We start from the raw sequence: 26409 nt of genomic DNA, 5'->3' as shown, positions 1-26409 counted from the left end.
TGCTCCAGCCCCGCCATGATCTTCAAGATCGTCGACTTACCGGCCCCGTTCGGACCCACCACACCGATCTTCGCGCCCGGCAGGAAGCTCAGCGAGACATTGTCGAGAATCAACTTGTCGCCATGCGCCTTGCGCGCCTTGCGCATCGTGTAAATGTACTCAGCCATGCCAGTCAGTTTATTGCCCGCGAAATACGGTACTTGACACATCGTCCAACCAGTGGGCCCGGCGGAAACGGGTCAGTCGGCCAGAGCGGCTGGACGTACGGCCTCCGGCCCGAAGCGTCGACGGGCACGGTCCGCGGCGGCTTCGGCGGCGCGGGCGCGGGCATCACCGGAATCCAGCGAGAGCTGCCGGTAAGCAGTGTTGGCGGGCAGCAGGTCGTCGGCGCGGATCGCGAAGGCGCGGACTCGCGCTCGCTGCAACCCCAGGGCGGTCAGGAGACCCAGGGCAGTGGTGATGAGGACAGGTGAGTGGTTGGTGGGTTCCGGCAGCGCGCGCACGCGCGTGGTGGAGCTGCGGTCGGCATAGCGCACCGTGAGGGTGAGTCGCCCCGCGATCTGCCCCTCGCCGCGCAGGCGTTGACCGATCTGGTCGGCAAGCCCCAGGACGGCGCGGTGATGTCGCCCCGGGTCGAGACAGTCCCGGTCCAGCACCAGGTCGGCGGCCATGTGCTCGGCCGGCTCCGTCCGAGTGACCGGGCGGGGATCATTGCCACGGGCACGCTCGGCCAGGAGCCGGGCAGGGCCGGCACCGAGAAGTCGCTGCAGGGTCACCGGGGACAGGTCGGCGACCTGGCCGATGGTGTGCAGCCCGTATCCGCTGAGCGTCTCCGCCGTGGCGCGGCCGATCCCCGGCAACGCGGTGACCGGCCAGGGGTACAGCCAGGTGGCGGCCTGCCCGGCGGGGATCCAGGTGGTGTCCCCCGGCGCGGACGCGTCGGCCGCCATGGAGGCCAGCATGCGGTTGCCCGCGAGCCCGGCGCTGCTGTCGATGCCGTAGAAGGCCTTCAGTCTGAGCTTCGTCAATTGGACGACGTCATAGGGAGACAGGTCGAAGTATCTGAGCGCTGAAGTCAGGTCGAGTTGGACGGCGTTGGGCGGAACAGCCTGGACGTGCGGAGTGATACAAGACACCAGTTCGATTACATCACTGTACTGAACCTCGCTCAGTGCGGCGTGCAGGTGCAGGTGGGCGATGTGCCGCTGTCGTGTGGTCATCCCGCGCTCCCCGGACTGGTGTGGCCGAACTTCTTCAGATCGGCCGAACGGCTGCCGGCCGGCCGCAGGTCGGCGTAGGGGTGCAGGCGGGCGCCGGTGGTGCCGTTGGTCAGGGTGCGCCGCGGCTGGGCGGGGGTCGGGTTCGGACGGCCGGCGCCGAGGAGGGCGAGCGCGGCCTCGGGGCCGTGGTCACGGCGGGCGGCGGCGATGTCGTCCAGGTCCCAGGCCATGGTGCCGACGACGGTACGGCGGGTGCCGCGCACCTGGACCGTGCCGCGCACCAGCAGCAGGCCGCTGTGGAAGACGGTGTACGCGCAGGCCGGGTGGGAGTCCTCGAAGAACGCCAGGTCGACCAGGCCGGAGCCGTCCTCCAGGGTGACGAAGATGACCCGCTTGCCGCTCGCGATCGGCGGGGTCTGTGTGGAGGCCCGCACACCGGCGACCAGGACCTGCTGACCGGCACGCAGCCCGGCGAGATGTGCCGCGTCGGTCGCGCCGATCTCCCGCAGCAGTCGGTGGTGGTGCTCCATCAGGTGCTTGGAGACATCGATGCCGAGGGTGTTCAGTTCGGCGCTGAGGGCTTCGCGTCCGGTCATCTCCGGAAGGCCGCTCGGCTCCGCTCCGCCGACCGGGTCCGCGGCGATGGGCAGCTGGCCCTTGCCCGCGGACCGGGTGCGGGAGGCCCGGTGGAGTTCGGCGATCTGCAGCAGCAGGTCGCGGCGCGTGAGGCGGCCGTCGTGCAGGGAGTTCAGGGCACCGATCTCGGCGAGGCGTTCGGCGACCGGCCTGCTGGGGTGGGCCCGCTGCCAGAAGTCCGACAGCGATCCGTATGGCTGCCCCTCCTCGATCCGCGCGCACTCATCCTCGCGGATGCCGTGCACCGCGGACAGTGCGAGCCGCACGCCCCACTGCTCTCCGTCGGCCTTCTCCACGGTGTGCCTCACCCTGGAGTGGTTGATGTCGACGGGCAGAATCGGCACGCCGCGCCGACGGGCGTCGGAGACCAGGACGCGCTTTGGCCACATCCCGGGGTCGTGTTCGAGCAGGCCCGCCAGCAGGAAAGCCGGATAGTGCGCCTTGAGCCAGGCGCTCTGCAGGGCCGGTACGGCGAAGGCGACCGCGTGCGCCCGGCAGAAGCCGTACGCGCCGAAGGCCTCGACGGTCTTCCAGACCTCGTCCCGGACGGCCGCGCTGTAACCACGCGCGCGTGCCTGGCCGTGGAACCAGTCCCTGATCCTGGGCAGCCGGTCCTTGTCGCCGAGCGCGCGCCGGGCGATCTCCGCCAGCGCACGGTCGCAGCCGGTCATCACCGAGACGGTCTCGATGATCTGCTCGTGCCAGATGGTCACGCCGTAGGTGTCGGCGAGCACCGGCTCCAGGTCCGGGTGGGCATACGACGGCGTACCGCCATGGCGGGCGGCGATGTACCGCTCGGGCATGCCGCCGGCGACCGGTCCGGGGCGGAAGAGGCTGATGTCGGCGATGACATCCTGGGGGTCGCGGGGCTGCATCCGGGACAGCAGGTCTTGCTGGCCGGGCGACTCGAGCTGGAACAGACCCAGGGTTTGACTCTCCTGGATGAGTTTGAACGCGAAGACGTCGTCGAGCGGCACCTGGCGCGGGTCGTCCAGGTCGATGCGGTTGCCGGTGGTCCGTTCGATCTCGGTGATCGCATGAGCCATCGAGGACAGCATCCGGACGCCCAGGACATCCAGTTTGATATTGCCCAGCGCCTCGATCTCCGCCTTGGCCGCCATCGCCATCGGGTAGTCGCCCTGGGGGGTGGGCTGCACCGGCAAGCGGTCCAGGAGCGTCGCGTCGCTGATCACTACGCCGCAGGGGTGCATGGCCATGCCGTGGACCAGGGAGTCGAGACCTTCCGCCAGCTCCCACAGAGGCCCGTATCGGCCCGCCTCGGCCGCCAGCTGACGCAGTTCGGGCAGTTCGGCGAGCGCACCGGTGATGTCCGCGGCCCGCAGGTGCGGGAAACTTTTCGCGATCCGGTCGACCTCCGCGGGCGCGATCCCGAGGGCAAGGCCGGTGTCCCGCAGGGCCCGGCGGGCCCGGTAGGTCTCGGGCATCGCGGTGACCGCCACCCGTTCCTTGCCGAACCGGTCGAAGATCGTGTCGTAGCACTCCAGTCGTCGGGCGGATTCCACGTCGATGTCGATGTCGGGCAGCGATGCCCGGCGCACGCTCAGGAAGCGTTCGAACAGCAGGCGGTGGTCGAGCGGGTTGGCCGTGGCGATGCCCAGCGCGTGGCAGACCATCGAGCCGGCGCTCGAACCGCGGGCCGCGACCCTGATGCCCTTCTCCCGGATGTCGGCCACGACCTGGCCGACGGCGAGGAAGTACGAGTCGTAGTCCAGCGTGGAGATCACGTCGAGTTCTTCGTCCAGCCGGTCAAGCGCCGCTCGGTCCCGGTCGAGGCCTCGTCGGGCCATGCCGGCCTCGCACTGTCGGCGCAGCAGTTGTGCGGCTCCTCCCGCTCCGGGCTCGGCTCCGAAGAGCGCCGGTTCCGGGAAGTGCCGCGTGCCGAGCCCGAGATCCGCTCCGGGGTCGACGGCGCATATGGCCGCCGTGGCAGCGGTGTCCGCCACCAGGCGGCGTGCCCGCAGGGCATCCGCTCCGGCGCGTTCGGCGACCATCCGCGCGACGACCGTCATCTCCCTCTCGTCCTTGAGCCAGCGTTGCCCGCTGTCCAGACGGCGTCGGTCGATCGGCCGCAGCAGCCTCGCCGCGTCCAGGACGTCGGCGAGTCGATGCTGCTCCGGGTCGGCGTAGCGGACGGCGTTGGAGAGCACCGCGGTGGTGCGGGTGCGATCGGCCAGCGCCAGGGTCCGAGCGGCCAGCCGAAGCGATCCAGGCCCGATGCCGAAACGTTTGTGCACAACAGCTTCCAGCCTGATTCCCTTACCGAAGATCTCCCGCCACGGCGCCAGCAGCTTCCTCGCGACGTCTTCGCGCCCGGCGGTCAAGGCCCGCACCGGCTCCGAGAGCGGTCCGAGCAGCACGACCAGGCCGGGGCCGCCGTACTCGCGCAGCGCATCCCACGGCACCACCGGTGCCGTACCGGATACGGCACCGGCATGGGCGGCCGACGTGATGCGGCACAGCCGTGCCCATCCCGCCCGGTCCTGTGCGAGCAGCGTGAACCGCAGCGGCGGCTCGACGACGTGCGCGCCACCGCGCGCCGGAGTGCGGCGCCGCAGGACAGGCGGCGGGGGCGCGAGGGCCTCCACCGCCAGATCGACTCCGAAGATCGGCCGAACCCCGGTTCCGGCGCATGCCTGCGCGAACCGGACGGCTCCGGTGACCGTGTCCCGGTCGGTGAGCGCGAGCGCTGTCATGCCCCGCTCGGCCGCCCGCTGGACGAGGTGCTCGGGGTGGGCGGCGCCGTAGCGAACGGAGTAACCGGACGCGACGTGCAGATGAGCGAAGCCCGCCATGCCGCACCTCCATCACTCCACCCCTTTTCAGTCATACACCCGATATGTTCGTCGTACGCTCGTTCGATTACCTTAACCCCATCAGCCCAGGCCAGCGACCAGATTCGAACACATCAACGATTCTTTGGCGGGGCGAGCAGTGGCCGAAACAGGCACCATCCCGTCACCTCCCCGACCAGACAGAGCAGTTGGGGAAAAGCCCCCCACGGCGTGCTCCGCGCCACCGCGTTCAGCGATCCGGGACGGGCGAACAGGTAACGATAAGCATCACAACCAGCACTCTCCGTAGCCAATCGAGCGCAGGACACAGCGCCGCGGGAACGAGCCCGGTCGGGGCGGGCGGTGCGGGCGATGCGGGGTCGGTCGGGTCGGTCGGGTCGGTCGGTACGGTCGGTGCGGGGGCGGGCGGTCGGGGCGGTCCGTCGCGAGGGCGCGGCCGGTCTCGGAGGCAGCGGCGCCATGACATGCCGGAGGGGCCCGGTCCACCACGGGCAGTGGTGGACCGGGCCCCTCCTCCCAGCGGGTTCGGTCAGCCGATCTGGGCACCGTACGCGGCGAGCGCCTCCGGCACCGGCTGGAAGAACGTCTCACCGCCCGAGGAGCAGTTACCGCTGCCGCCCGAGGTCAGCCCGAGCGCGGTGCCGCCCGAGAAGAGCGAGCCGCCACTGTCGCCCGGCTCGGCGCAGACCGTGGTCTGGATGAGCCCGTTGACGATGTCGCCGTTGCCGTAGTTCACGGTGGCGTCGAGCCCGGTGACCTCACCGTCGTGCACCTGGGTGGTGGAGCCGCTGCGGGTCACCTGCTGGCCGACGGTCGCGTCGCCCGCCCGCGCGATCGCCTGCGTGCTGCCGTTGTAGAGGTTCACCTCGCTCGGGTGTGCCACGTCGGCGGTGTACTTGACCAGGCCGTAGTCGTTGTCCGGGAAGCTGGAACCCTCGTTCGTCCCGATCTCGGTGCCCTGCGCGTCCGACCAGGTCTGGATGGACTCCGTACAGTGCCCGGCGGTCAGGAAGTACGGCGCGCCGTCCTTGACCACGTTGAAGCCGAGCGAGCAGCGCCCGCCGCCGCCCGTGATGGCGTCACCGCCGGAGACGAAGGGCTTGAACTCCCCCGCCGTCTTCTTCAGTTCGGCCTTGTCTCCGAGCGCCTTCACCACACCGCCGAGCGTGTCCCAGGACTCGCCCGTGACCGTACGGTCGGCCGTGACGACCACCTTGTTGGTCACCGGGTCGACGGCCCACGACGTACCCGGGATGGTCGCCCGGTCCGTGAGGGTCTGCCGGGCGCTCTTCAACTCGGCCAGGGAGTTCTGAACCAGTCTGGCCTTGCCGCCGGCCTGGCGTACGGTCTCGGCCGCCTGCTCGTTGACGACATTGACCACGAGCGCCTTCGACTCGGCGTCGTAGTACGCGCCGGCCGCGCCGGCGCCCAGGCTGTCGTCCAGGGTGGACGCGAGAGTTCCGGCCGCCGTGGCGGTCAGCGACTTCACCGTGAACTGGGGCGTGCTCTCACTGGCGTTCGCAGTCTGGAAGGTCACACCCGCGACCACCAGAGCGACCACGGCACCTCCCGCCATCGTCACTCGCTTTTTGGATATACGCCGATGATTCAACGTCAGCCTCCTGTGGGGGGACCGTGTCAGGCCATGTGGGGTGTCCTGATACGGAGGATTGGCCGCCCACTATTCCGAGACCGACCAGTAACACACAAGGTCGAGTTCAGGACGGATGTCCACAACAGCCCCCGCGCGCCGCGCCGTCGGCCGACCGCTTCCGCGCAGGGACGGTTCCATGTGCGAACACCCGGTGCGATCACCGCGTCATCAGCGGGTGAGGACTAGTCCTGTCTTGAATTCGCCCCTGTTCCCCTGGCGCGATCCGCGCCCGCCAGCATGCGCGGCGACGTACGGGCAGCGGACGGGCAGCAGACGGACGGCGAACGGACGGGCACCCGGCCGGAGTTGGCCCGGGGCCCGCCCGCCGCTGACCGCGCATGACGAGTATGCCCGCGAGAGGTCCGTGCCGGTCAGCAGGCGTCCCCGCCCGGATCGGCGGCCGACGGCCGGCCGCCGATCCGGGACTCCTCGAACGGGCCGCGGAGACCGTGGCCGTACGGCGCTCGCGCCAACCTTCCTATTCCTGGACAGATACGGGGGAACCAGCGGATACATCCGTGCTCATGCCGCTGAACCCTTCCCTCCGGGTAGGGGAAGCCCGAGGTGTGAGCGCAGGGTGGTCCCCTCGTATTCCGTACGGAAGGCTCCGCGCTCCTGGAGCAGCGGTACGACCCGGTCCACGAAGTCGTCCAGACCGCCCGGAGTCAGATGCGGTACGAGAATGAACCCGTCCGCCGCCCGGGTCCGGACGAAGGTGTCGAGGCTCTCGGCGACGCTCTCCGGGGTGCCGATGAAGGACTGCCGCGCGGTGGTCTCGATGACGGTCTGCCGGATGGAGAGCCCCTTGGCCTCGGACAGCGCCCGCCACTTGGTGGCGACCACGAGCGGATCACCGATCCTCACCCGGCCCTGGACCAGAGCGGAGTCCGGGTCAGGATCGATCCCGGGCAGCGGCCCGTCCGGGTCGTACGCCGAGAGGTCCCGTCCCCAGACCTGCTCCAGGGCGAGGATCGCGTTCTGCGGGGAGACCTGCTGTCTGCGGATCTCGGCGGCCCGCTCCTGCGCCTCCGCGTCGCTGTCGCCGAGGACGAAGGTGACCCCCGGCATGATCTTGAGATCGTCCGGCTCCCTGCCGTACTTCGCCAGCCGGGACTTGGTGTCGGCGTAGAACTCGCGGCCCGCCTCCAGGGTGCCGTGGCGGGTGAAGATGACATCCGCGGCGGAGGCCGCGAACTCCCGGCCCTCCTCCGAGTCGCCCGCCTGGATGACCACGGGGTGACCCTGCGGGGAGCGCGGGACGGTGAACTCCCCCTCGATCGCGAACTGCCGCCCGGAGTGGGCGAACGGGCGCGGTGCGCCGTACGGGGCGCCGGGCGCGGGCGGCGTCCAGGAGTCCCACAGCTCCCGCGCGGTCGCGACGAACTCGGCGGCCCTGGTGTAGCGGTCGGCGTGGTCGAGATAGCCGCCGCGCCGGAAGTTCTCCCCGGTGAAGGCGTCGGAGGACGTCACCACGTTCCAGGCCGCGCGGCCCGCGCTGAGGTGGTCGAGGGTGGCGAGCCTGCGGGCCAGTTCGTAGGGCTCGTTGAAGGTGGCGTTCACGGTGGCGGCGAGACCGAGCCGGTCGGTGACGGCGGCCAGCGCGCTCAGCACGGTGAGGGATTCGGGGCGGCCGACCACGTCCAGATCGTGGATGAGGCCCTTGTGCTCGCGCAGCCGCAGCCCCTCGGCCAGGAAGAAGAAGTCGAACTTCCCGCGCTCCGCCGTACGGGCCAGCGCCTCGAAGGAGGAGAAGTCGATCTGGGACCCGGAGCGGGGGTCGGTCCATACGGTGGTGCTGTTGACCCCGGGGAAGTGCGCGGCGAGATGGATCCGGTTGCGGGCGGTACGGGATGTTTCGGTCGTCAAGAGGTTCATGAGGTTCCCCCGGCGGGCGCGTACTGGTTGGCCGGGCGTGCGAGGCTCAGATGCTCGCGGAGCGTGCCGCCCGGATGGAAGGTGCGGAACAGACTGCGGTGCTGGAGCAGCGCCACCGTCCCGTTGACGAGCCGTTCGAGATCGCGCCGTGGCTCGGCGGGCGTGAGGTGAAAGCCGTCCACGGCGCCGGTGCCGTGCCAGGTGGTGATCAGGTCGGCGAGATCGACGGGGCCGCCGCGGTAGTGCGGCCCGGTGTCGCCGGCGGTGGTGCGCGGCGCGCTCCCCCGACCGGGTTCCACCGGACGTTCGCCGTCGCCGAGATCGATGGTGAGCGCGGCAAGCACCCGCAGCGTGTCGGGATCACGGCCGTGGTCGGCGGCCCGTGACCGGAGTTTCTCCCGTACCACCGCCGCCTCGTCGGGCCGGCCGGCCCTGACCAGGACGACATCCGCGTGGCGCGCGGCGGTCTCCACGCTGTGCTCCCCGGTCGCGTCGACCACGATGACGGGGTGGCCCTGCGGCGGCCGGGGCACGATGGACGGGCCGCGGATCGTGAACGTGGCCCCCTCGAAGTCGACATAGTGCAGCTTGTCGCGGTCGATGAAGCGCCCTGTCGATGTGTCGCGGATCTCGGCGTCGTCCTCCCAGCTGTCCCAGAGCCGGGCGGCCACATCGGCCGCCTCGCCCGCCTCCTGCCACAGGGCGGGGACGGAAGCGGCCGGGCGGCGACCGAACAGCCGGGCCTCCGCCGGGGTGGTGGACACATCGACCAGCCAGCCGGCCCGGCCACGGCTCACCCAGTCCAGGGTGGCCACGGCCGCGGAGACATGGAACGGCTCGGTGTGGGTGGTGGTGACGGTGGGCACGAGCCCGATGCGTTCGGTCGCGGGCGCGACCCGGGAGAGCACGGCGAGCGCGTCGGGGCCGGGGCGCCCGAAGGAGTCCTGGAGCGTGACGAAGTCGAGGGCGCCCCGCTCGGCGAGCCGGGCGAGTTCGACGTACCACGCGGCGTCGTAGGACCGCTGACCGCCGATCTCGGCGGCGAGATACAGCGGCCGGTGCGGCGAGCGACGCGACGGGCCGGGCTGCGGGATGTACGGCGGGGTGTGCCGAAATCGCGGCGAAGATCGGTGCGGAGGTCGGGTGGCGGACATGGCGGGCCTTACCTTTCAGCTTCGGACGGGCTGCCCGTCCGGCGGTTGAGGAGCCGAAGCGGCCGTGGACGGTCCGCCCGCGGGCGGTGCGGCCGAAGGTCGTGTGGCCGGAGGCGGTGCGGCCGGGAGCTGTGTGGCCGGAGGCGGTGCGGTCGCGGCCGGGTGCCGTGCGAGACCGGCGAGCAGGGTGAGCGCGGCCCGCGCGGTGGCGTCGTTCTGCCGGAACGCGGGTCCTCCCGTACGCGGCCGGGTGAAGGCGCCGCTGGACCGGGCGGTGGTGTTCGGACCGAGGGCGAAGCGGCGGGGATGCGGGGTGCCCCCGCGCTCCAGCAGCCGCCCGTCGTCGGGGTCGACCCGGACCAGCCCCGCCGAGATCGCCGCGGCCCCCTCCTCGTACAGCGCGCGCAGCAGCGGGCTTCGGGTGCGTTCGGGCGAGGGGTCGGGCAGCCGGGCCTCGACGAGTGCGCGCGCCTCGACGTACTCCCCCGGTACGACGGCGCTGCCCGCCCGGAAGATCCCCCGCCGCCCGTCGGTCTCGACCGACATGTCCGCGCCCAGGAAGCGGACGACCCCGGCCCGGGAGAGCGCGAGCAGCTGGCGCAGCCGGGGACCCGGCGGGCCGGAGGCGATATAGCTGAAGAAGCCGTGCCAGCTGCCGCCGGAATCGCCGAGGTCGCCGAGGCGGATCAGCTGGCCGTAGACGGAGAGCAGCCCGAGGAAGACGGCGAGGTCCGCGCTGTGGGCCGGGTCGTGTCTCCGGCCGAGATCCGCGCGGATGTAGTCGCGCAGACCGTCCTGGAGCGCGTCGTACGAGGGGAAGCGCAGCCCGTCCAGCGGCCGGTCGAGGGCGGCGAGGTCGAGCCGGTCGGCGGGGTCGGGTACGGCCGCGCCGACCAGGGCGTCCAGCGAGGGGCCCCCGGGATCGGCGGCGGCGTACTTCTCCTCGAAGTCGGCCCAGTCGACGCGGGTGCGCTCGGGGTGCGCGGTGAAGAGGCGGTGGTAGTGCGCGAAGCCGAGCTCCTTGTCGATCAGCGGCCGGACATCGCGCCGGAAGTCGGGCGGCGCGGGTCGGTTCAGCAGCGCGTCGATCTGCTCGGGCCCGAGGAAGCGGGGCAGCGGGGGCCGTTCACCGTCCAGCCCGTAGCCGATCTTGGAGTGGTACGGGACACCGCGCCGCGATCCGACGTACAGCACCGGTTCGCGTCCCGAGGGGTGGTAGACCAGCTCCCCGTTGTCGTGGTCGGCGCTCCCCGAGTAGCGTCCGCCGCGCCCTTCGGTGACGAGCACCATCAGATCGACGAAGGCGAGTCCGAAACCGCGGACGAGGACGGGTTCACCGGCGGGCAGGGCGGACAGATCGCTGTCGGCGGTGAAGTCGGGCGGCAGATGGATCAGTCCGTGTTCTTCGGCGAACCGGCTCAACTCCACCTGTTCCGCGTCCGGTTCGGCGTCGAGATGTCCGAGGGTCAGCACAACGAGGTCGGCGAGGAGCGGTTCGCCACGGTCCGCCAGCCAGACGCGCTGGCGTCCGCCGCGCGGGCCGCTGACGCGCACGGCGTCGGTGCGGTGCCGGTGAACGGTGACACCGGGCGGCAGGGCGGCCACGGTCTGTTCGTACACCCAGCTCAGATAGGCGCTCTGCACCCGGCGGCTGGGAAAGGTCTGGCCGGTGAGGGCGGCGATCTCGGCGCGGAGCCCGGACCCGGACGGGGCCCCCGTGCGCGTCGACTCGGCCGCCTCGGCCGCCTCCGACTCGGCGGAGAGCCGTGCCCTGCCCTCCCTGATGTCCCGTGCCCACTCGTCCAGCGCGGGTCCGTGCCGTACGGGACCGGCCAGGGCCACCGTGTCATCGGTGAACATGGTCACGTCCGCGGCCATGGAGTTCATCCAGAGCAGCGGCGACTGATCACGGCGCCAGATCCGCCCGGCACCCGGCGGATACGGGTCCACGAGATGGACTGTCCAGCGGCAGACCGTCGTACAGGGAGCGCGCGTTGGCGGCGATCCGTTCCAGAAAGCCCGTGCCGCGCGGACCTGCCCCGACCACGACGACGGACGGGGGCACGGGCGGAGTGCGGACGGTGACCGAGGACACAGACATGCGAAGGCTCCGTGGATACAGCGATCGAACACGGGAGTGCCTTCACAGACAACGCGGGCGGACCGGCCCCTCAGCACGATCCGCTCGTCCTTACGAGGCTAAACGGTGTGTACGGCCCGTTGTCAAGCTTGTCCGTACTGTGAGCCGTCCGTCCCGGCTCGGTTGACGCGGAAACGGATGCCTGTTCCACTTGACTCATGTATGCGCAGCAGTGGCTGGTCACCCGCTCCCACATCGACTTCGGTCGCGTGTGGTCCTCTTCCTGTTGAGCTGACGCCCTGCACGGCCTCCCCGTACGTTCGGCGCTCGCGCGCCGTTTCCCCGCGTGCCTTCACACGCAGCGCGTCACGCTTCTCCCTCCCCCTCGCATACGTTCACGCACACCGTCCGCGCCCCATGCCGTCGTCCGTCCGTCATGCTCCGCAGTCGCAGCAACTACAGGAGTCACAGCAGTCGCAACTGTCACAACAACAGTCGCAGCCGTCGGACCAGTTGCAGCAGCCCTCACGCTTCTTGCGTGACCACGGGCCCTCGTACTCGTCCGCACAACAGAGTTTGCAGGTGCAGCACAGCCCGACGAAGGCCGCGCAGCCGGCCAGGAAACCGCGCTTGCCCGGCCTCGGCGGCGGCTGCCCGAAGCCGGGCGGCAGCCCTCCGCCCTGGCTCCCGTGACTGCCGGGGCCGCTTGGGCTCCCGTGACCGCCGGGGCTGCCGTAACTGCCGTGCCCTTCGTGCGCGCAGGCCGTCGTGCCGAAAGCGCGGTCGACCGAGGCCCGCAGTTCGTGCGCCAGCAGCACATGCGCCAGCCTGCCGTCGGTGAACTCCGCGTCCCGCAGCGCCGGCCGGATGCCGTGCACCGCGTCGTCGGCGAGCCGACGCGCCTCCGCGCGGGACGTACCGGTCGCGGTGAGCGGGTTCCACGCACCCGACGCGGCGTCAGCCGACTGGTCCTCCACGGCGTCCAGCAGATGCGCGAGCCGCCCGAAGAGCCGTCCGGCCTCGGCCAGCGGAGCGCTGTTGCCCGGCCGGCCCGCCAGGACGGCGGTGTACGCGAAGGCGGCGGCGGTCGCCGTCTCGGTCGGCTCGGTGACGGTGAGCAGCGGAGTTCCGGGGCCGGCCAGCACCTCGATCCCCTGCTGCCGCTCGACGGCGTCGACCAGTACGGCCGTGTCGAACCCCAGCTCCGCGCCGGTGCGCGCGCCCGCCCTGTCCCACCCGTGGGCGACCCGGCGCGCGGCGGCGGCCAGCGGCCGGCGCCCCAACAGCCCGTCCCCGTCGGCGACGTGGTCCCGGATCTTCGCCGAGGCGAGCACCAGCGACACGGAGGCGGCGAGCCGCGCGCCCTCGCCCTTGGCTATCGGCGCCGTACGCATGCCGCGCAGCGGGCAGGGGCCCGCGGTACGCCGCTGCCGTGCGGCGCGTTCGGTCTGAGCCTCCGTCAGAACCGAGACGATCAGACCGTCGTAGTTGGTGACGACCCGGGAGAATTGCCCGTGGTCCGCGCGAAGTGCCAGACAGAGCCCGCAGAGATGGGCCATCCACTCGACCTTGAGCCCGTCGGCGAGCCGATGCGTACACGGTCTGACGATTCCGAACACGACAGTCCCCCGAGAGTCGTTCACAAGTGCGTGACGCATCGTACCGAGTGATCGGTTCACCCGTACGTCCCCGGCATCACCCATCTGGCCGGAACGTAATATTTTGTACCGACTCAGGCCCTGTACGCTGGAACAACCTTGACGAACCGCCACATCTTCTGCACCAGTACCGTCACGAATCATCTGCGCGCCGACTATCCCCTTGGCGCGCGATCCGCATGATGGTCGACCATAGGGATAGGGAACGTCATGTGACCGCGGTGAAAGGAGGCGTCCATGGGATCGGTGCGCAAGGCGAGTGCCTGGCTGGGCCTCGTCGAGGACAACGACGAGCGTTACTACGACGACGAGTACGCCGAGGGTGCGGAGAACGGCGACAACTGGCGGACCGACCCGCGCGTACGGGTCGTCGCCGAGGCCGCCCCGGAGCAGGACCGCAGAATCGCCACCGTCTCCCCGGACAGCTTCCGGGACGCCCGGACCATCGGCGAGCTCTTCCGGGCCGGCACCCCGGTCATCATGAACCTCACGGCCATGGAGCCCGCCGACGCCAAGCGTGTGGTGGACTTCGCCGCCGGGCTGATCTTCGGGCTGCGCGGCTCGATCGACCGCGTGGCCACCCGGGTCTTCCTGCTGAGCCCCGCCGACACCGAGATCGTCACCGGCGAGGCCGCGGGCCGCGGCAAGGACGGATTCTTCAACCAGAGCTGAGCAGGGTGCTCACCGGTTCGCCCGGTCCCAACGGGGTCACCGGAAGGCGTCGAGGCCGGTGAGCGCCTTGCCCAGGACGAGCTGATGCATCTCGACGGTGCCCTCGTAGGTGAGCACCGACTCCAGGTTCGTCGCATGGCGCATCACGGGGTACTCCAGCGAGATCCCGTTGGCGCCGAGGACGGTCCGTGAGGTGCGGCAGATCTCGATCGCCTCCCGCACGTTGTTGAGCTTGCCGAAGCTGATCTGCTCGGCGCGGAGCCGGCCCGCGTCCATGCGCCGCCCCAGATGGTGGGCGAGCAGGATGCCCTTGTGCAGTTCGAGTGCCATGTCGGCCAGCTTGGCCTGGGTGAGCTGGAAGCCGCCGATCGGCCGGCCGAACTGCTCCCGGGTCCTGGCGTACTGAAGCGCCGCCTCGAAACTGGTGCGCGCCGCGCCCATCGAGCCCCAGACGATTCCGTACCGCGCGTGGCTCAGACAGCTGAGCGGGCCGCGCAGTCCGGTGGCCTCCGGGAGGACGGCGTCGGCGGGCAGCCGTACGTCGTCGAGGACCAGTTCGCTGGTGACCGAGGCACGCAGTGACCACTTGTGGGTGATCTCCGGGGCCGAGAAACCGGGGGTGCCCGCAGGGACCAGAAACCCACGAATGGGGGGGCTGGAGGCGCTGGACTCGTCGGTCCGCGCCCAGACGACCGCGACCCCCGCCACCGAGCCGTTGGTGATCCACATCTTGCGGCCGTTGAGCACCCAGTCGGTGCCGTCCCGCTTGGCGTGGGTACGCATCCCAGCCGGGTCGGACCCGTGGTCGGGCTCGGTGAGTCCGAAGCAGCCGATGATCTCGCCGGCGGCCATGCCGGGCAGCCAGCGCCGTTTCTGCTCCTCGGAGCCGAAGCGGTGGATCGCGTACATGGCGAGCGAGCCCTGTACGGAGACGAGGGAGCGGATCCCGGAATCTGCGGCCTCCAGTTCCAGACAGGCGAGCCCGTACTGGACGGCGGTGGCGCCCGCGCAGCCGTACCCGGTCAGGGACATCCCGAGCGCGCCGAGTCCGCCGAGTTCGCGGGCCAGTTCACGGATGACGGGCAGTTCGCCGCGCTCGTACCACTCGGCGATATGCGGCAGGACCCGGTCGGCGGCCCAGCTCCGTACGGTGTCCCGGATCGCCAGGTCCTCCGGTTCGAGCAGGTCGTCGAGACCGAGGGGGTCGCCGGGGTCGAAGGGCGGGGGCTTGGCGACCGACGCCATCGACGGCGCGGACTGTGCGGACGGTGCGGACATGGGACGGCCTCCGGCGGCTCGCACGGCTCTGACGGCTCTGAGACTCCACCGAGCCGTAACTAGCAGTGCTAGTTACGGCTCGGAAACGACCGTACGACTCAGTGTGCCGCGCGTCCAGACACACCCCGTCCGCGTCGGCCCTCCCACGGACCGGTGCGCCTAACGAGAGCCGCGGCCCGCCGGGACCGCCGCCTCCGGGGATTCGCGTGCCGCCGTCGGCGCTCTGCGCGGCTGGGGCGGCCGCTGCTCCCGCGGGCGGGGCGGCCGCGCCTCCCGGGACTCCGGCGCCTCTTCGCGCGCCTCATGCGCCGCGTGTGCCCGCGCGGACGGCCGCTCCGCGCCGACCGGCTCCTCGGCGGCGCGCGGCGGACACTCCATGACCTTCGGCAGCCGCAGCGCGGCCAGCGCGCCGAGCAGCAGCAGCCCCGCGCTGACGAGCAGCGTGACATGCAGACCGTGGACGAACGAATGGCGCGCGGCGGTACGCAGGCTCTCCCCCACCGGTCCGCCGAGCCGGGCGGCCACCTGATAGGCCTCACCGAGCGAGTCGGACGCCGCCGACCCCGCCGACGCGGGCACGCCCTTCACCGACGCCAGCGCGGGCGCGTACACCGCGTTCATCACACTGCCGAGCAGGGCGATCCCCATGCCCGCACCCAGCTGGTACGAGGTCTCGCCGATGGCCGCGGCCCCGCCCGCCTGGTCCGCCGGAGCCTCGCTGAGCATCGATTCGTACGCGCCGAAGAGTGTGGTCTGGAGCCCGAAACCGAGCAGTACGAACCCCGCGGTCAGCAGCCCCGGCCGGTCGTGCTGGCCCATCAGCACCAGCAGCAGCACGGCGCCCGCGGTCAGTACGAAGCCCCCGGCCACCATCCGGCGCGGCCCCACCCGGCGCAGCGTGGCGGAGCCGGTGACGCCCGCGGCCATGGCGGCGAAGGTGAGCGGCAGCAGCCGCAGTCCCGTCTCCAGCGGACTGAGTCCCAGCACCAGCTGGAGGTACTGGACGGCGATCAGCTCCAGGCCGACCAGGGCCAGCATGGCGAGGACGATGCAGCCGACGGAGGTGGAGAACGTGGGCCTGGCGAACATCCGCATGTCGATCAGCGGATGCGCCCTGCGCCGCTGTCTGCGGACGAAGAGAACGAGGAGGGCCACGCCGACGCAGAGCGGGCCGAGGGTCTCCGGGCCGAGCGGCCCTTCCCCGGCGCCGAGCCGCTTCACCCCGAAGACCACCCCGAGCATCCCGACCGCGGCCATCAGCGCGCCGAGCACGTCCCAGGGCCCGTCGCCGCAGCCCTTCGACTCGGGCAGCACCAGCCGGCCGAGCGGCAGCAGGAGGGCGAGCAGCGGGATATTGATCAGGAAGACCGAGCCCCACCAGAAGTGCTCGACGAGGAAGCCTCCGAGCACCGGGCCGAGGGCGGCGCCGATCGCGGCGACCGCCGTCCAGACACCGATGGCCATGGCGCGCTCACGCCGGTCGGGAAAGACGTCGCGGAGGATGGAGAGCGTCGCGGGCATGATCATCGCGCCGCCGACACCGAGCAGGGCGCGCGCCCCGATCAGCACCAGCGGTGTATCGGCGAGGGCCGCGACGGCCGAGGCCACCCCGAAGAGCGCGTATCCGGTGAGCAGGACCCGGCGTCTTCCGATGCGGTCGCCCAGTGTGCCGAAGAGGATCAGCAGCGCGGCGCAGACCAGCGGATACGTGTCCACGATCCAGAGCAGCTCGACGCCGCTGGGCCTGAGGTCCGCGGTGACGGCCGGGACGGCGACATGCAGCACGGTCGCGTCGAGCGCGACCAGCAGCAGGCTCACGCAGAGGACGACCAGGACGACCCAGCGGTTGGCACCGCCGCGGACCCCGGCCGCGCGCAGCCGTGCGCCGACCGTGGTGCTCCCGGACATCTGAGTACCTCCCAATGCGTCCCTCGCGCTCGGCGGGCCAACGGGGACACAGGTCCCTCGAAGCGGCCCGGCATCGACGGGCGAGTGAGCCGTCAGCGTACGCGAGTGAACCCGCGCGACGCGTGGCGCATCTCTCACCGTTCCGGCCAACGAGTGTGGCGTACGCCACTCCCGCGCGCCAGGACCGGCGCTTCGAGCGCGCACGAGCAGGAGGGAAATTCCGCGCGACGCCACGGTGAACAAATTCTGTTCCACGCAAAGACAGTTCCGGGAACGGCGTGTCGATTAATAGGGCCGAAGGTCCCTTCGATTTCCGGAACGGCCCCTGATAAACCACGTTCCGAGACGCACTCCACATCACATCGTCATCACAAAGAGACCGGATCGACCGGTTCACTCGCTCACTCGCTGTAACGTCGATTGGGTGCGTACCGACATCTTTGCCCGTCTGGACCGGGAGCCGGAACCGCCGAAGATAGAGATCCCGCGGATGAGCCGCACCCGCAAGGCTCTCTTCGGCGGGACGTTGGCGTTCTATCTCGCCATCGTCGTTGCCGTGCTCGTCTCGTCCTCGCTGGTGATCCTCGACTGGAAGGTCATGCTCTTCCGGCCCTATCAGCAATGGCCGGAACTGCATCCCTTTCTCGACTACTTCGTCGTGCTGGGACAGCGCGGCCCCACGGCCGTGGTGATCGCGGCCTGGCTGGGCTGGCGCTCCTGGCGGCAGCACACGCTGCGGCCGTTGCTGACCCTCGGCACGGCGCTGCTGCTGCTCAACGTGACCGTCGGGGCGGTCAAGCTCGGCCTGGGCCGCCTCGGCCCCCACTACGCGACGCAGATCGGCTCGACCGAGCTCTTCGCGGGCGGCGATATATTTCCTTCGGGACACACCGCCAACGCCGTGGTGACCTGGGGAATCCTGGCCTATCTGGCCACCACGCCCCGGGCCAGGCGCTATCTGTCGGTCATGTCGGCCGTGGTCGCCCTCGGGGTCGGCGCGACGACCGTCTACCTCGGTACGCACTGGCTGAGCGATGTGCTGCTCGGCTGGGCCGCCGGGCTGCTGATCCTGCTGGGGCTACCCTTCTTCGAGCCGCTGATCGGCCGGGCCGAGCTGGCGGTCTTCGCGGTTCGCGAACGGTGGCGCGCGGGCCGCAGGACCACCCCGTCGACCCCGGTCGCCTCCGGAGGCCCGCGGCCCGCGCCCGTACCGCAGGAGGCGTCGGCGCTGGGCGAGGAGGCGCCGTGCGAGCCCATCGGGGCAGGTCACAGCGGCCACGCCGGCGTCGGCCGCAATACCGGCACCGTCGCGGGTACGGGTCAGCTCACCCAGCCGAGGCCGCACGCGGTGCGCTCGGAACGTACGCCGGTCACCCCGGCCGGGAGTCGTCGCCCGCCGCACTCGCGGCCCATGCCGGGCGGCTGACCGCCCCCAGGGACCGCGGGGGCGGTACGGCACAGCCCCACCCCGCGCACGCGTGTAGGCCCCGGGCTCCGGCCGGGGCCTACACGCGTGTCAGGGGCCCGTCGGGAGCCCGGCAGGAGGCCGGGGGCGGGGGCCCGCCGGTCAGCCGAGCCAGCAGCGGATGACCCGGCCCTCCTCGACCTCGAAGTTGAGCCGGCCCACGACGAACTCCATGGTGATGATCGAGCCCGGGGGCAGCGCTCTGACGGTGGTCCAGCCGCGCTCGCGGGCGCGCCGTCCGGCGCTCTCGGAGTCGAGTCCGACATAGGACTCGGGGGCGTCTTCGGGCTGTCGGTGTGGAGTCGGTATCGGTCCCATACCACTCACCGTAGGCGCCGGGGACAGCCGAAGGAAGGTGAACGGATACCTCGTCCGTATGCTTCCCGTCCCTCCGCGGTCACACTTGTGTCACAGGTTCCGACGCGCCCCGGATGGGAACGGCGTCACTCTTACGGCCCCTTCACATCCGACTTCTTAGAAATTCCACAACCGCGAAGATCACATAAATAGCCCACCCTGAATTCCACCGCCCGCGACAGCCGTTTTCCGGTCGACCACGGAAATCAATTGAGGGACCGTCGAGGAATTCACGAGTCCCCCGCACAATCCGCCGTCCGCCGACACGTGCCCATACCAGTACCTTCCCGTCGGCGTGGCCCTGTCAGCCGAGGGCGCGGGACAGCCGGTCCCGTACGACCCTGATGCGCTCGGTCAGCTCCGGTGGCTCTACCACCTCGAAGTCGAAGCCGAGCAGCACCAGATGGATGACCATCACATCCAGGCTGCCCGCCCCGGTCCGCAGCAGACAGCTGTGCTCATCGACCGCTTCCAGGACGCCCGTGGACGGTGACACGTCCTCGGCCGCCTCCTCGGCGGACGCGTGCAGCCGGATCACGGCCGTCGTGGCGTAGGCCCGGGTGGAGATGCCCCGCGAGACATACGCGGCGAGGTCCTCGGCGGGCGGGGTACGCGGGGAGAAGCGCGGTCCGTGCGGCGGCGTGGGAGTGATCCGGTCCACCCGGAACGTACGCCAGTCGGCGCGGTCCAGGTCCCAGGCGACCAGATACCAGCGGCGTTCGGTGCACACCAGACGGTGCGGCTCGACGGTGCGGCGGGTGACGGAGTCCTCGTGGTCGCGGTAGGCGAAGCGCAGCCGCTCGCTGTCCCGGCAGGCGTTGGCCAGCTCCGTGAGGACGCCGGGATCGACCATGGACCCCCGCGGCCCGCGCAGCATCGGCACAGTGAAGGAGTTCAGGGCGCTGACCCGGCGACGCAGCCGGTTCGGGAGCACCTGCTCCAGCTTCGCCAGGGCGCGTACGGAGGTCTCGCCCATGCCCTCGACGCCGTTGCCGGCGGCGGTGCGCAGGCCGACGGCGACCGCGACGGCCTCCTCGTCGTCCAGCAGCAGCGGCGGCAGCTCGGCCCCCGCGCCGAGCTGGTAGCCGCCGCCCGTGCCGGGGCTGGCGTTGACCGGATAGCCGAGTTCGCGCAGCCGGTCGACATCGCGCCGTACGGTGCGCGGGGTGACGCCGAGCCGGTCCGCGAGATCGGCGCCGGACCACTCGCGGTGGGCCTGGAGCAGTGAGAGCAGGCGCAGCAGTCGTGCCGAGGTCTCCAACATGGGCCGAGTGTGACAGCACTCGCGGACAGCTTCTGTCCGCGAGCCCCGCTCCGGTCAGCCCGTCGACGTCGGCACGGGCGCGGGGTCCAGCCGTACACAGAGATCGTTGTCATGGGTGTAGCCGGGGGCGGCCAGCCAGCCGTCCGTGCCGTGCGACGGGGAGACGCCGGGTGCCGGACGGACGCCATGTGCCGGATAGACATGGATCTCCCGCTTGTCCCAGATGTCGTCGAGGATGCGGGAGATCCGTATACCGGGGGCGTCCGGCGCGGGCAGCAGCCACACATCCCACTGCCTGCGCTTCTCGCCCGGCACGCCCGCCCCGACCGGCCCTTCGGCCAGCGGTCCGTACGGCAGGGTGAAGGCGAACACCCCGCCCCGGCCGGTCACGGCCACCCGGTGGGTACGCTCGCCGCCGCGCAGCCGGGCCTCGGCCCGCGCGTGCTCCCCCAGCTCGGCGCCATACAGCACGCCCTCGACGGACACCCCGGCAGGCTCACAGCGGACCGTCCCGGCCTCGGCGTGCGGTGCGCGGAGCCAGGTCCTGAGGGCCAGCCGGCCGTCCGCGGTGGGGTACGGGACGCGGGCGGCGACCGGGCCCGCCCCCGGCACGCGGTCGATCAGCGCCCGTACGTCCCTGATCCCGGGCCGCACGGGCTGGTCGCCCGAAGGGCCCGTGAAGATGTCCCAGTGCCCTTCGACCAGTTCGACGGTGCTGGGCAGTACGGCGCGCAGCCGCGCCCGCCCGGCTCCGGTGACGGTGGCGGCGGGACCGGTCAGCGGCAGCCGTACCTCGTCGTCACCGGCGCCGTCCGCCCCGGCGCCGTCCGCCCCGGCGCCGTCCGCCCCGGCGCCGTGCGTGACGTCCCCGCGCCCCGCGCGGCGACGCAGCACCAGCGTCGCGTCGGGGCGGGCCGCGCCCGTGATGTCGAAGGTGATTCCCCCCGCCGAGTCGGCGGTGCAGTCGGCGGTGCAGTCGGCGGTGCAGTCGGCGGTGCACACGGCGGGCGACGCCCGCCGCCCGATGGGTCTGGTCATACGGTTCTGCCCTTTCGGATCACATCTGCGGCCTTGTCCCTGACGGTGAACGCGCCGCCGAGTAAGGCGCTGCCACCGCGGTACAGCGCCTCGCGCGGCTTCGCGCCCCCGGACGACCCCCGGGACCGGGCCAGCTCGGCGTAGAGCGTGGCGTGGCGCTCGGCGATCCGCGCCGGGTCGAAGCGGGCCGAGGCCACGCGCGCCGCCTCTCCCATGCGCCGGCGCAGTCCGTCGTCCTGGATCAGCCCGAGCAGCGCTCCCGCGATCGCGTCCACGTCGCCCGTCGGCACCAGCCGCCCGTCGACCCCGTCCTCGATGATCTCGCCGGGACCGTGCGGACAGTCGGTGGCGACGACGGGGACCCCGCAGCGCATGGCCTCGACGATGGTCATGCCGAAGGCTTCGTGGCGGGAGGTGACGGCGGCGAGCGATCCCTTCACCCACTCCGCCTCCAGCGGGTCGGTGGGGCCCATCAGGAAGACATGGTTGTACAGACCGCTCTCCTCGATGAGCCGGCGCAGCGCCGCCTTCTCGCCGCCGCCGCCGTGGATCCGCAGCCGCCAGTCCGGGCGTACGGCCACTACCTGGGCGAACGCCCGCACCAGCAGGTCGTACCGCTTGACCGGGGTCAGCCGGCCGGCCGCGACGACCCACTTGCCCGTCGAGTCGGCCGGGGCGACGGCGGGCGCGGGCACGCCGTTCGGCACGGCGACGATCCGTACGCCGGGCAGCCGGAGCCGGGCGCGGTAGGCGCGGGCGTCGGCCTCGGTGACCGTGGTGACCGCGTGCAGCAGCCGGTAGTGGTGGCCGATCTCGCGGCGCAGCCGGCGGCCGTGGTTGTCGAGGGCCAGATGTTCCTGCCCCACCCGGATCTGGCCGTGCCTGCCCTGCCGGACGAGATGGACGTTGAGGCCGGGGCGGGTGCCGATGACGACATCGGCCTCCAGGGCGGCCAGACGGTCGCCGATCCTGGCGTCGGTGAGCCGGCTGTACTGCCGGTAGCGGCTGTCGCCGCGGGAGAAGACGCGGGCGGGCCGCTGGTGCTCGGGATGGTCACCGTCGTAGTCGGGGCTGTCGCGCCGCAGGTCGACAAGGTGACTCAGCCCGACCCCCGCCGGGGCTCCGAGGACCGGCTCCTCGCGGTGGCGGAAGACCGACACGATCTCGACATCGTGGTGGACCGCGAGCGCTCCGGCCAGATTGAACGTGCCCCGGATGGTCCCGCCGATGCCGTACGCGTTGTGGAGCAGAAAAGAGAGGTGCATGCCGTGCCGGTCTCCCTGGTCCTTCCGGTTTCCGCCGGTCCCTGTTGGGGCTGACTGGGTAGATGCGGAAATGACCCACATGGTGCCGACTCGGAGCAGATCCATACGTTCACGCGCCGATACCGCACCGGCGAACCACACGGACACCCCTCGGACGCCACACGGGCCGCGCCGGAGCCACCGAAGGGAGCAATGAGTTTCGGCCACCCCATTGGTTCGCTGATTTCCCGATTTGTCGACCTGTCCATCTGTCCACGCGCGGATCCGCACTTCGGCGTACGGAATCAACTTCCCTTCGCCCGCCAGATGTTGGGCCGCACCGGCCCGTTCCGGCCGATGGCTCGCGACCTGTCCGGGATGGTTCGATTCCGTACCCCTTCGCGCGTGACCCGGGCGACGGCTCGCCCGTTGTCTTCTGTACGAGCCGGGAACAGCCCGGCCCACGCACCGAGTTCGAGGAGCCACCCGTGCCGCGCATGCTCGATGTCAGCGAGGACGTACGCGCCGAGATCGGCGACGAAGAAGCCGACCGGCTGCTCTCCGGCGAGAGCTCCCCGGGCAGCTACGACTGCACGTCCTGCCGGACCCCCGGCGACTCCGAACAGGAGCGGACCAGCACCGTGCTGTTCGTCGGTGAGGAGACGGCCGTTCTCGCCTTCGCCCACGCCACCTGCATTCCCTCCCAGGTCGTCCAGGTCGCCGAGGACCAGCTCCAGGGTGCGGTCCGGTCGATCACCGGCGGCGAGCCCCGGTCGGAGGGAGCGCGGGGAGTCCCCGCCGCGAGCTCCAACCAGGCCGTACTCGGGGTCACCAGCGGTCTGGTGCTGATCGAGGGCGATCTGCACCCCGCGCTGGTCGTCGAGCCGACCGCCCCGATCGTCCGGCCCGGCTCGGACTCCACCACCGACGAGTTCCTGCCGCTCCTCGTCGAGCAGGGCTTCCAGCCGCTCGGCGATCTGAACCAGGTGCCCGCCCCGCTGCCCGGCTGGTCGGTACTGCTCGCGATGGGGCAGCTGCACGCCGTGCTCCAGCCCGGCACCGGCGGCGGCACCCCGACCGCGTGGTGGCAGGCCCATCAGCCGCTCCAGGTCACCGAGGGCTGGCGGACCGCCGCCAACAAGTCGCACACCGTACTGGTCTTCGCCGCGCCGGTCGGCTCCATCGGCCAGCAGCCCCGCGAGGACCTGCTGCGCGACGCCCTGGAGAAGGCCGCGGCCAACGGCAAGCTGGTCGCCGCGGCGATGCCGCTGGCCGGCACGTGACCGAGGCCACGCGCCCCATCCGTCCGCCGCTCCGCATCCCGGCGACCGCGAATTCCCAGGACAGCCCGCATCCGACGGGCGACGAGGTCGTTGGCACGTACGTGCACTCATACGACCCCACCCGCCAGCAGTACCAGAGCCACATCCCTTCCATGCGCCCCGCGCAGGATGTCGCGGACGGGTTCTCCACGACCCCGATCTACGACGCGCTGTACTCCGAATTCCGCCGGTCCTTCAGGGCGCTGCCCGGTGACCGCAGCAATGAGGAGAATCTCGGCTTCACGGCATTCGGCACCGGGCTGCACGCCGCGCGTGGCGGGTACGGCGCCCACTCCGGGCTCGGACATACGCCGTACCCCGGGTTCTGGCAGCGTGATTCCCGGCAGCACTCGGGGCGGCCGGCTCAGGCGGCACTTCCCCCGGCCCTTCCTCCGGGCCCCCGCCGGGGCAGATGACCGCGCCGAAAACGGTGGGGCCCGGCACGGACGATTCCGTGCCGGGCCCCACCGCTTTCGGCGTGTCGTATTTCCGGGCTTCCGGGCTTCCGCGCCCCCGGGCTTCCTGACCTACTTCTTGCGGCCGCGCTTCTCGCGTACTCGAACAGAGATATGGATCGGGGTGCCCTCGAAGCCGAACTCCTCGCGCAGTCGACGCTCCACGAACCGCCGGTAGCCGGCCTCGATGAAGCCCGAGGCGAAGAGCACGAAGCGCGGCGGCTTCGTGCCCGCCTGCGTACCGAACAGGATGCGGGGCTGCTTGCCGCCCCGGACCGGGTGCGGATGCGCGGCGACCAGCTCACCGAGGAACGCGTTGAGCCTGCCGGTCGGGACCCGGGTCTCCCAGCCCGCGAGGGCCGTCTCGATCGCCGGGACCAGCTTCTCCATATGACGGCCGGTGCGCGCCGAGACATTCACCCGGGGGGCCCAGGCGACCTGTGCCAGCTCCGTCTCGATCTCCCGCTCCAGGTAGTAGCGGCGCTCCTCGTCGAGGGTGTCCCACTTGTTGTACGCGATGACCAGGGCGCGGCCCGCCTCGACGGCCATCGTGATGATCCGCTGGTCCTGGACGCTGATGGACTCGCTGGTGTCGATCAGTACGACCGCCACCTCGGCCTTCTCGACGGCGGCGGCGGTACGCAGCGACGCGTAGTAGTCCGCGCCCTCCTGAAGATGGACCCGGCGGCGGATGCCGGCGGTGTCGATGAACTTCCAGACGACGCCGCCCAGCTCGATCAGCTCGTCGACCGGGTCACGGGTGGTGCCCGCGATCTCGTTGACGACGACGCGGTCCTGGCCCGCGACCTTGTTCAGCAGGGACGACTTGCCGACATTCGGGCGGCCGATGAGCGCGATACGGCGGGGGCCGCCGAGGGCGGTGCCGAACGTCTGCGCCGGGGCCTCGGGCAGCGCTTCGAGCACCGCGTCGAGCATGTCGCCGGTGCCCCTGCCGTGCAGCGAGGAGACCGGGTGGGGCTCGCCGAGTCCGAGCGACCAGAGCGCCGTGGCGTCGGCCTCGCCGCTCGGTCCGTCGACCTTGTTGGCGCAGAGCACGACGGGCTTGCCCGCCTTGCGCAGCAGCCGGACCACGGCGGTGTCGGTGTCGGTCGCGCCGACCGTGGAGTCCACGACGAAGACGACCGCGTCGGCGGCCTCGATCGCGTACTCGGCCTGGGCGGCGACGGAGGCGTCGATACCGAGGACGTCCTGCTCCCAGCCGCCGGTGTCGACGATCTTGAAGCGGCGGCCCGCCCACTCGGCCTCGTAGGTGACCCGGTCACGGGTGACGCCGGGCTTGTCCTCGACGACCGCCTCGCGGCGGCCGATGATCCGGTTCACGAGAGTGGATTTGCCGACATTGGGGCGGCCGACGACGGCGAGGACGGGCAGCGGTCCGTGACCGGCCTCACCGATCGCGCCCTCCACCTCCTCGGCCTCGAAGCCCTCCTGAGCGGCAAGCTCCATGAAGTCCGCGTACTCGGCATCGCCGAGCTCTCCGTGCTCGTCGGCGGAGTCGATCTGGTCGTTCATGAAGTCCGTACCTCGTTCATCGTGATCGGTGCGCCGCGGCACGCGGCGCACTACTCAAGTACTCAAGTGTTCGCTAGCGCCCGGTCAGGCGCCTGGCGTTTTCCAGGTGGACGGTCAGCCGCTTCTGGATCCGCGCGGTGGCGTCGTCCATCGCCTTACGGGTGCGCCGCCCGCCCGTGGAGCTCCGCGCTCCTTCTCGCACCTCGAAGGCGTCGCCGAAGACGACGTCCACACGGCTGCGCAACGGGGGCAGCGCCGGTATCAGCCGGCCCCGGCGCTCCGTACTGCCCAGGACCGCCACCGGCACGATCGGCGCCCCGGACCGTACGGCGAAGTACGCCAGCCCGGCGCGCAGCGAGGCGAAGTCTCCCTCGCCCCGGGTGCCCTCGGGGAATATCCCCAGTACGCCGCCGTCCCTGAGCACCCCGAGCGCGTCGGTGATCGCGGCGCGGTCGGCGACCGTACGGTCCACCTTCAGCTGCCCGATGGCCCGCAGGAGCGGGTCGAGCGGGCCGACGAACACTTCCTTCTTGATCAGGAAGTGCACCGGACGCGGCGCGGTGCCCATCAGCATCGGGCCGTCGATGTTGTGCGCGTGGTTGACGGCGAGAATGACGGGACCGCTCGCCGGAACCCGCCACGCGCCCAGCACCCGCGGCCTCCACAGGCCGTGCATCAACCCGATGCCGATGCCGCGCCCGACCGCCGCGCCCTTCTCCGAGGACGAGGCCGGGGCCGCGCCCTTCGGTGACGTGGCTCCGGTCGCCAGAGCCGACGGTTTGC

At 71.3% G+C, this 26409-nt stretch carries 20 protein-coding genes and 1 pseudogene; 4 read left to right on the top strand and 17 right to left on the bottom strand.

The annotated features are described in order from the left end of the window. The 9 genes from ACIRQP_RS36430 to ACIRQP_RS36390 all read right to left on the bottom strand — a co-directional run. On the bottom strand, nucleotides 1-167 hold a 167-nt coding region (locus tag ACIRQP_RS36430; RefSeq protein ID WP_403898378.1), incomplete at its 3' end, for an ATP-binding cassette domain-containing protein. Between the two features lie 72 nt (nucleotides 168-239). Beyond that, on the bottom strand, nucleotides 240-1220 hold the full coding sequence (locus tag ACIRQP_RS36425; RefSeq protein WP_403898361.1) for an ImpB/MucB/SamB family protein: 981 nt from the start codon (nucleotides 1218-1220) through the stop codon (nucleotides 240-242). Then, nucleotides 1217-4669, bottom strand: coding sequence for a DNA polymerase III subunit alpha (locus ACIRQP_RS36420; RefSeq protein WP_403898358.1), 3453 nt, complete (start codon nucleotides 4667-4669; stop codon nucleotides 1217-1219). The genes ACIRQP_RS36425 and ACIRQP_RS36420 overlap by 4 nt, the downstream gene beginning before the upstream one ends. A gap of 529 nt (nucleotides 4670-5198) precedes the next feature. Beyond that, a complete protein-coding gene (locus ACIRQP_RS36415; RefSeq protein WP_403898355.1) occupies nucleotides 5199-6281 on the bottom strand; it encodes a S1 family peptidase in 1083 nt (360 codons plus the stop codon). 564 nt (nucleotides 6282-6845) lie between these two features. Beyond that, a complete protein-coding gene (locus ACIRQP_RS36410) occupies nucleotides 6846-8198 on the bottom strand; it encodes an NtaA/DmoA family FMN-dependent monooxygenase (protein WP_403898352.1) in 1353 nt (450 codons plus the stop codon). Then, complete coding sequence (locus ACIRQP_RS36405) at nucleotides 8195-9352, bottom strand: LLM class flavin-dependent oxidoreductase (protein ID WP_403898350.1); 1158 nt, start codon at nucleotides 9350-9352, stop codon at nucleotides 8195-8197. Before ACIRQP_RS36405 ends, ACIRQP_RS36410 begins: the two co-directional genes overlap by 4 nt. 15 nt (nucleotides 9353-9367) lie before the next feature. Then, complete coding sequence (locus ACIRQP_RS36400; RefSeq protein WP_403898347.1) at nucleotides 9368-11302, bottom strand: FAD/NAD(P)-binding protein; 1935 nt, start codon at nucleotides 11300-11302, stop codon at nucleotides 9368-9370. Next, nucleotides 11259-11453 carry a hypothetical protein gene (locus tag ACIRQP_RS36395; protein ID WP_403898345.1) on the bottom strand — a complete coding sequence of 65 codons (195 nt, stop codon included), beginning with the start codon at nucleotides 11451-11453 and terminating at the stop codon, nucleotides 11259-11261. The genes ACIRQP_RS36400 and ACIRQP_RS36395 overlap by 44 nt, the downstream gene beginning before the upstream one ends. A 413-nt stretch (nucleotides 11454-11866) precedes the next feature. After that, a complete protein-coding gene (locus ACIRQP_RS36390) occupies nucleotides 11867-13051 on the bottom strand; it encodes a DUF5685 family protein (RefSeq protein ID WP_403898342.1) in 1185 nt (394 codons plus the stop codon). Between the two features lie 276 nt (nucleotides 13052-13327). On the opposite strand from ACIRQP_RS36390, the gene ACIRQP_RS36385 reads away from it, so the two are divergent. Further along, nucleotides 13328-13762 carry a cell division protein SepF gene (locus ACIRQP_RS36385; RefSeq protein WP_030354938.1) on the top strand — a complete coding sequence of 145 codons (435 nt, stop codon included), beginning with the start codon at nucleotides 13328-13330 and terminating at the stop codon, nucleotides 13760-13762. Nucleotides 13763-13798: 36 nt separating this feature from the next. Here ACIRQP_RS36385 and ACIRQP_RS36380 read toward each other — a convergent pair whose 3' ends face one another. Further along, nucleotides 13799-15007: an acyl-CoA dehydrogenase family protein gene (locus ACIRQP_RS36380; RefSeq protein WP_403898376.1), complete on the bottom strand. Its 1209-nt coding sequence runs from the start codon at nucleotides 15005-15007 to the stop codon at nucleotides 13799-13801. A 192-nt stretch (nucleotides 15008-15199) separates the two neighbouring features. Next, nucleotides 15200-16948, bottom strand: coding sequence for an MFS transporter (locus ACIRQP_RS36375; protein ID WP_403898339.1), 1749 nt, complete (start codon nucleotides 16946-16948; stop codon nucleotides 15200-15202). Nucleotides 16949-17372: 424 nt separating this feature from the next. On the opposite strand from ACIRQP_RS36375, the gene ACIRQP_RS36370 reads away from it, so the two are divergent. After that, nucleotides 17373-18374: a phosphatase PAP2 family protein gene (locus ACIRQP_RS36370; RefSeq protein ID WP_403898336.1), complete on the top strand. Its 1002-nt coding sequence runs from the start codon at nucleotides 17373-17375 to the stop codon at nucleotides 18372-18374. Between the two features lie 141 nt (nucleotides 18375-18515). On the opposite strand, the gene ACIRQP_RS36365 is transcribed toward ACIRQP_RS36370, so the two are convergent. The 4 genes and pseudogenes from ACIRQP_RS36365 to ACIRQP_RS36350 form a co-directional block, all read right to left on the bottom strand. After that, entirely contained in the window at nucleotides 18516-18731 is a 216-nt protein-coding gene (locus tag ACIRQP_RS36365; protein WP_403898333.1) for an I78 family peptidase inhibitor, read from the bottom strand. Nucleotides 18732-19080: 349 nt separating this feature from the next. Beyond that, nucleotides 19081-20034, bottom strand: a pseudogene (locus tag ACIRQP_RS36360) (helix-turn-helix transcriptional regulator); the annotation flags it as partial. A gap of 54 nt (nucleotides 20035-20088) precedes the next feature. Next, nucleotides 20089-21072, bottom strand: a complete 984-nt coding sequence (locus tag ACIRQP_RS36355; RefSeq protein WP_403898331.1) for a transferase — start codon at nucleotides 21070-21072, stop codon at nucleotides 20089-20091. Then, a complete protein-coding gene (locus tag ACIRQP_RS36350; protein WP_403898328.1) occupies nucleotides 21069-22337 on the bottom strand; it encodes a glycosyltransferase family 4 protein in 1269 nt (422 codons plus the stop codon). The genes ACIRQP_RS36355 and ACIRQP_RS36350 overlap by 4 nt, the downstream gene beginning before the upstream one ends. A 467-nt stretch (nucleotides 22338-22804) precedes the next feature. Between ACIRQP_RS36350 and ACIRQP_RS36345 the strand changes: the two genes are divergently transcribed. Together ACIRQP_RS36345 and ACIRQP_RS36340 are read left to right on the top strand one after the other, a co-directional pair. Continuing rightward, nucleotides 22805-23599 carry a hypothetical protein gene (locus ACIRQP_RS36345; RefSeq protein ID WP_403898326.1) on the top strand — a complete coding sequence of 265 codons (795 nt, stop codon included), beginning with the start codon at nucleotides 22805-22807 and terminating at the stop codon, nucleotides 23597-23599. After that, nucleotides 23596-24054 (top strand): hypothetical protein, encoded by a 459-nt coding sequence (locus ACIRQP_RS36340; protein WP_403898323.1) that lies wholly within the window; start codon nucleotides 23596-23598, stop codon nucleotides 24052-24054. The genes ACIRQP_RS36345 and ACIRQP_RS36340 overlap by 4 nt, the downstream gene beginning before the upstream one ends. Nucleotides 24055-24165: 111 nt before the next feature. Here the strand turns inward: ACIRQP_RS36340 and der are convergent, their stop codons facing one another. Next, nucleotides 24166-25626, bottom strand: coding sequence for a ribosome biogenesis GTPase Der (gene der / locus ACIRQP_RS36335; RefSeq protein ID WP_382883827.1), 1461 nt, complete (start codon nucleotides 25624-25626; stop codon nucleotides 24166-24168). Nucleotides 25627-25699: 73 nt separating this feature from the next. Beyond that, a complete protein-coding gene (locus ACIRQP_RS36330; protein ID WP_403898373.1) occupies nucleotides 25700-26302 on the bottom strand; it encodes a lysophospholipid acyltransferase family protein in 603 nt (200 codons plus the stop codon). Nucleotides 26303-26409 lie beyond the last annotated feature (107 nt).

The organism is Streptomyces sp. NPDC102274, assembly GCF_044766385.1.
In the GTDB taxonomy this organism is placed as follows: Bacteria; Actinomycetota; Actinomycetes; order Streptomycetales; family Streptomycetaceae; genus Streptomyces.
Note: the sequence above shows the minus strand (reverse complement) of the source record. Positions and strands in the feature narration are given on the sequence as shown.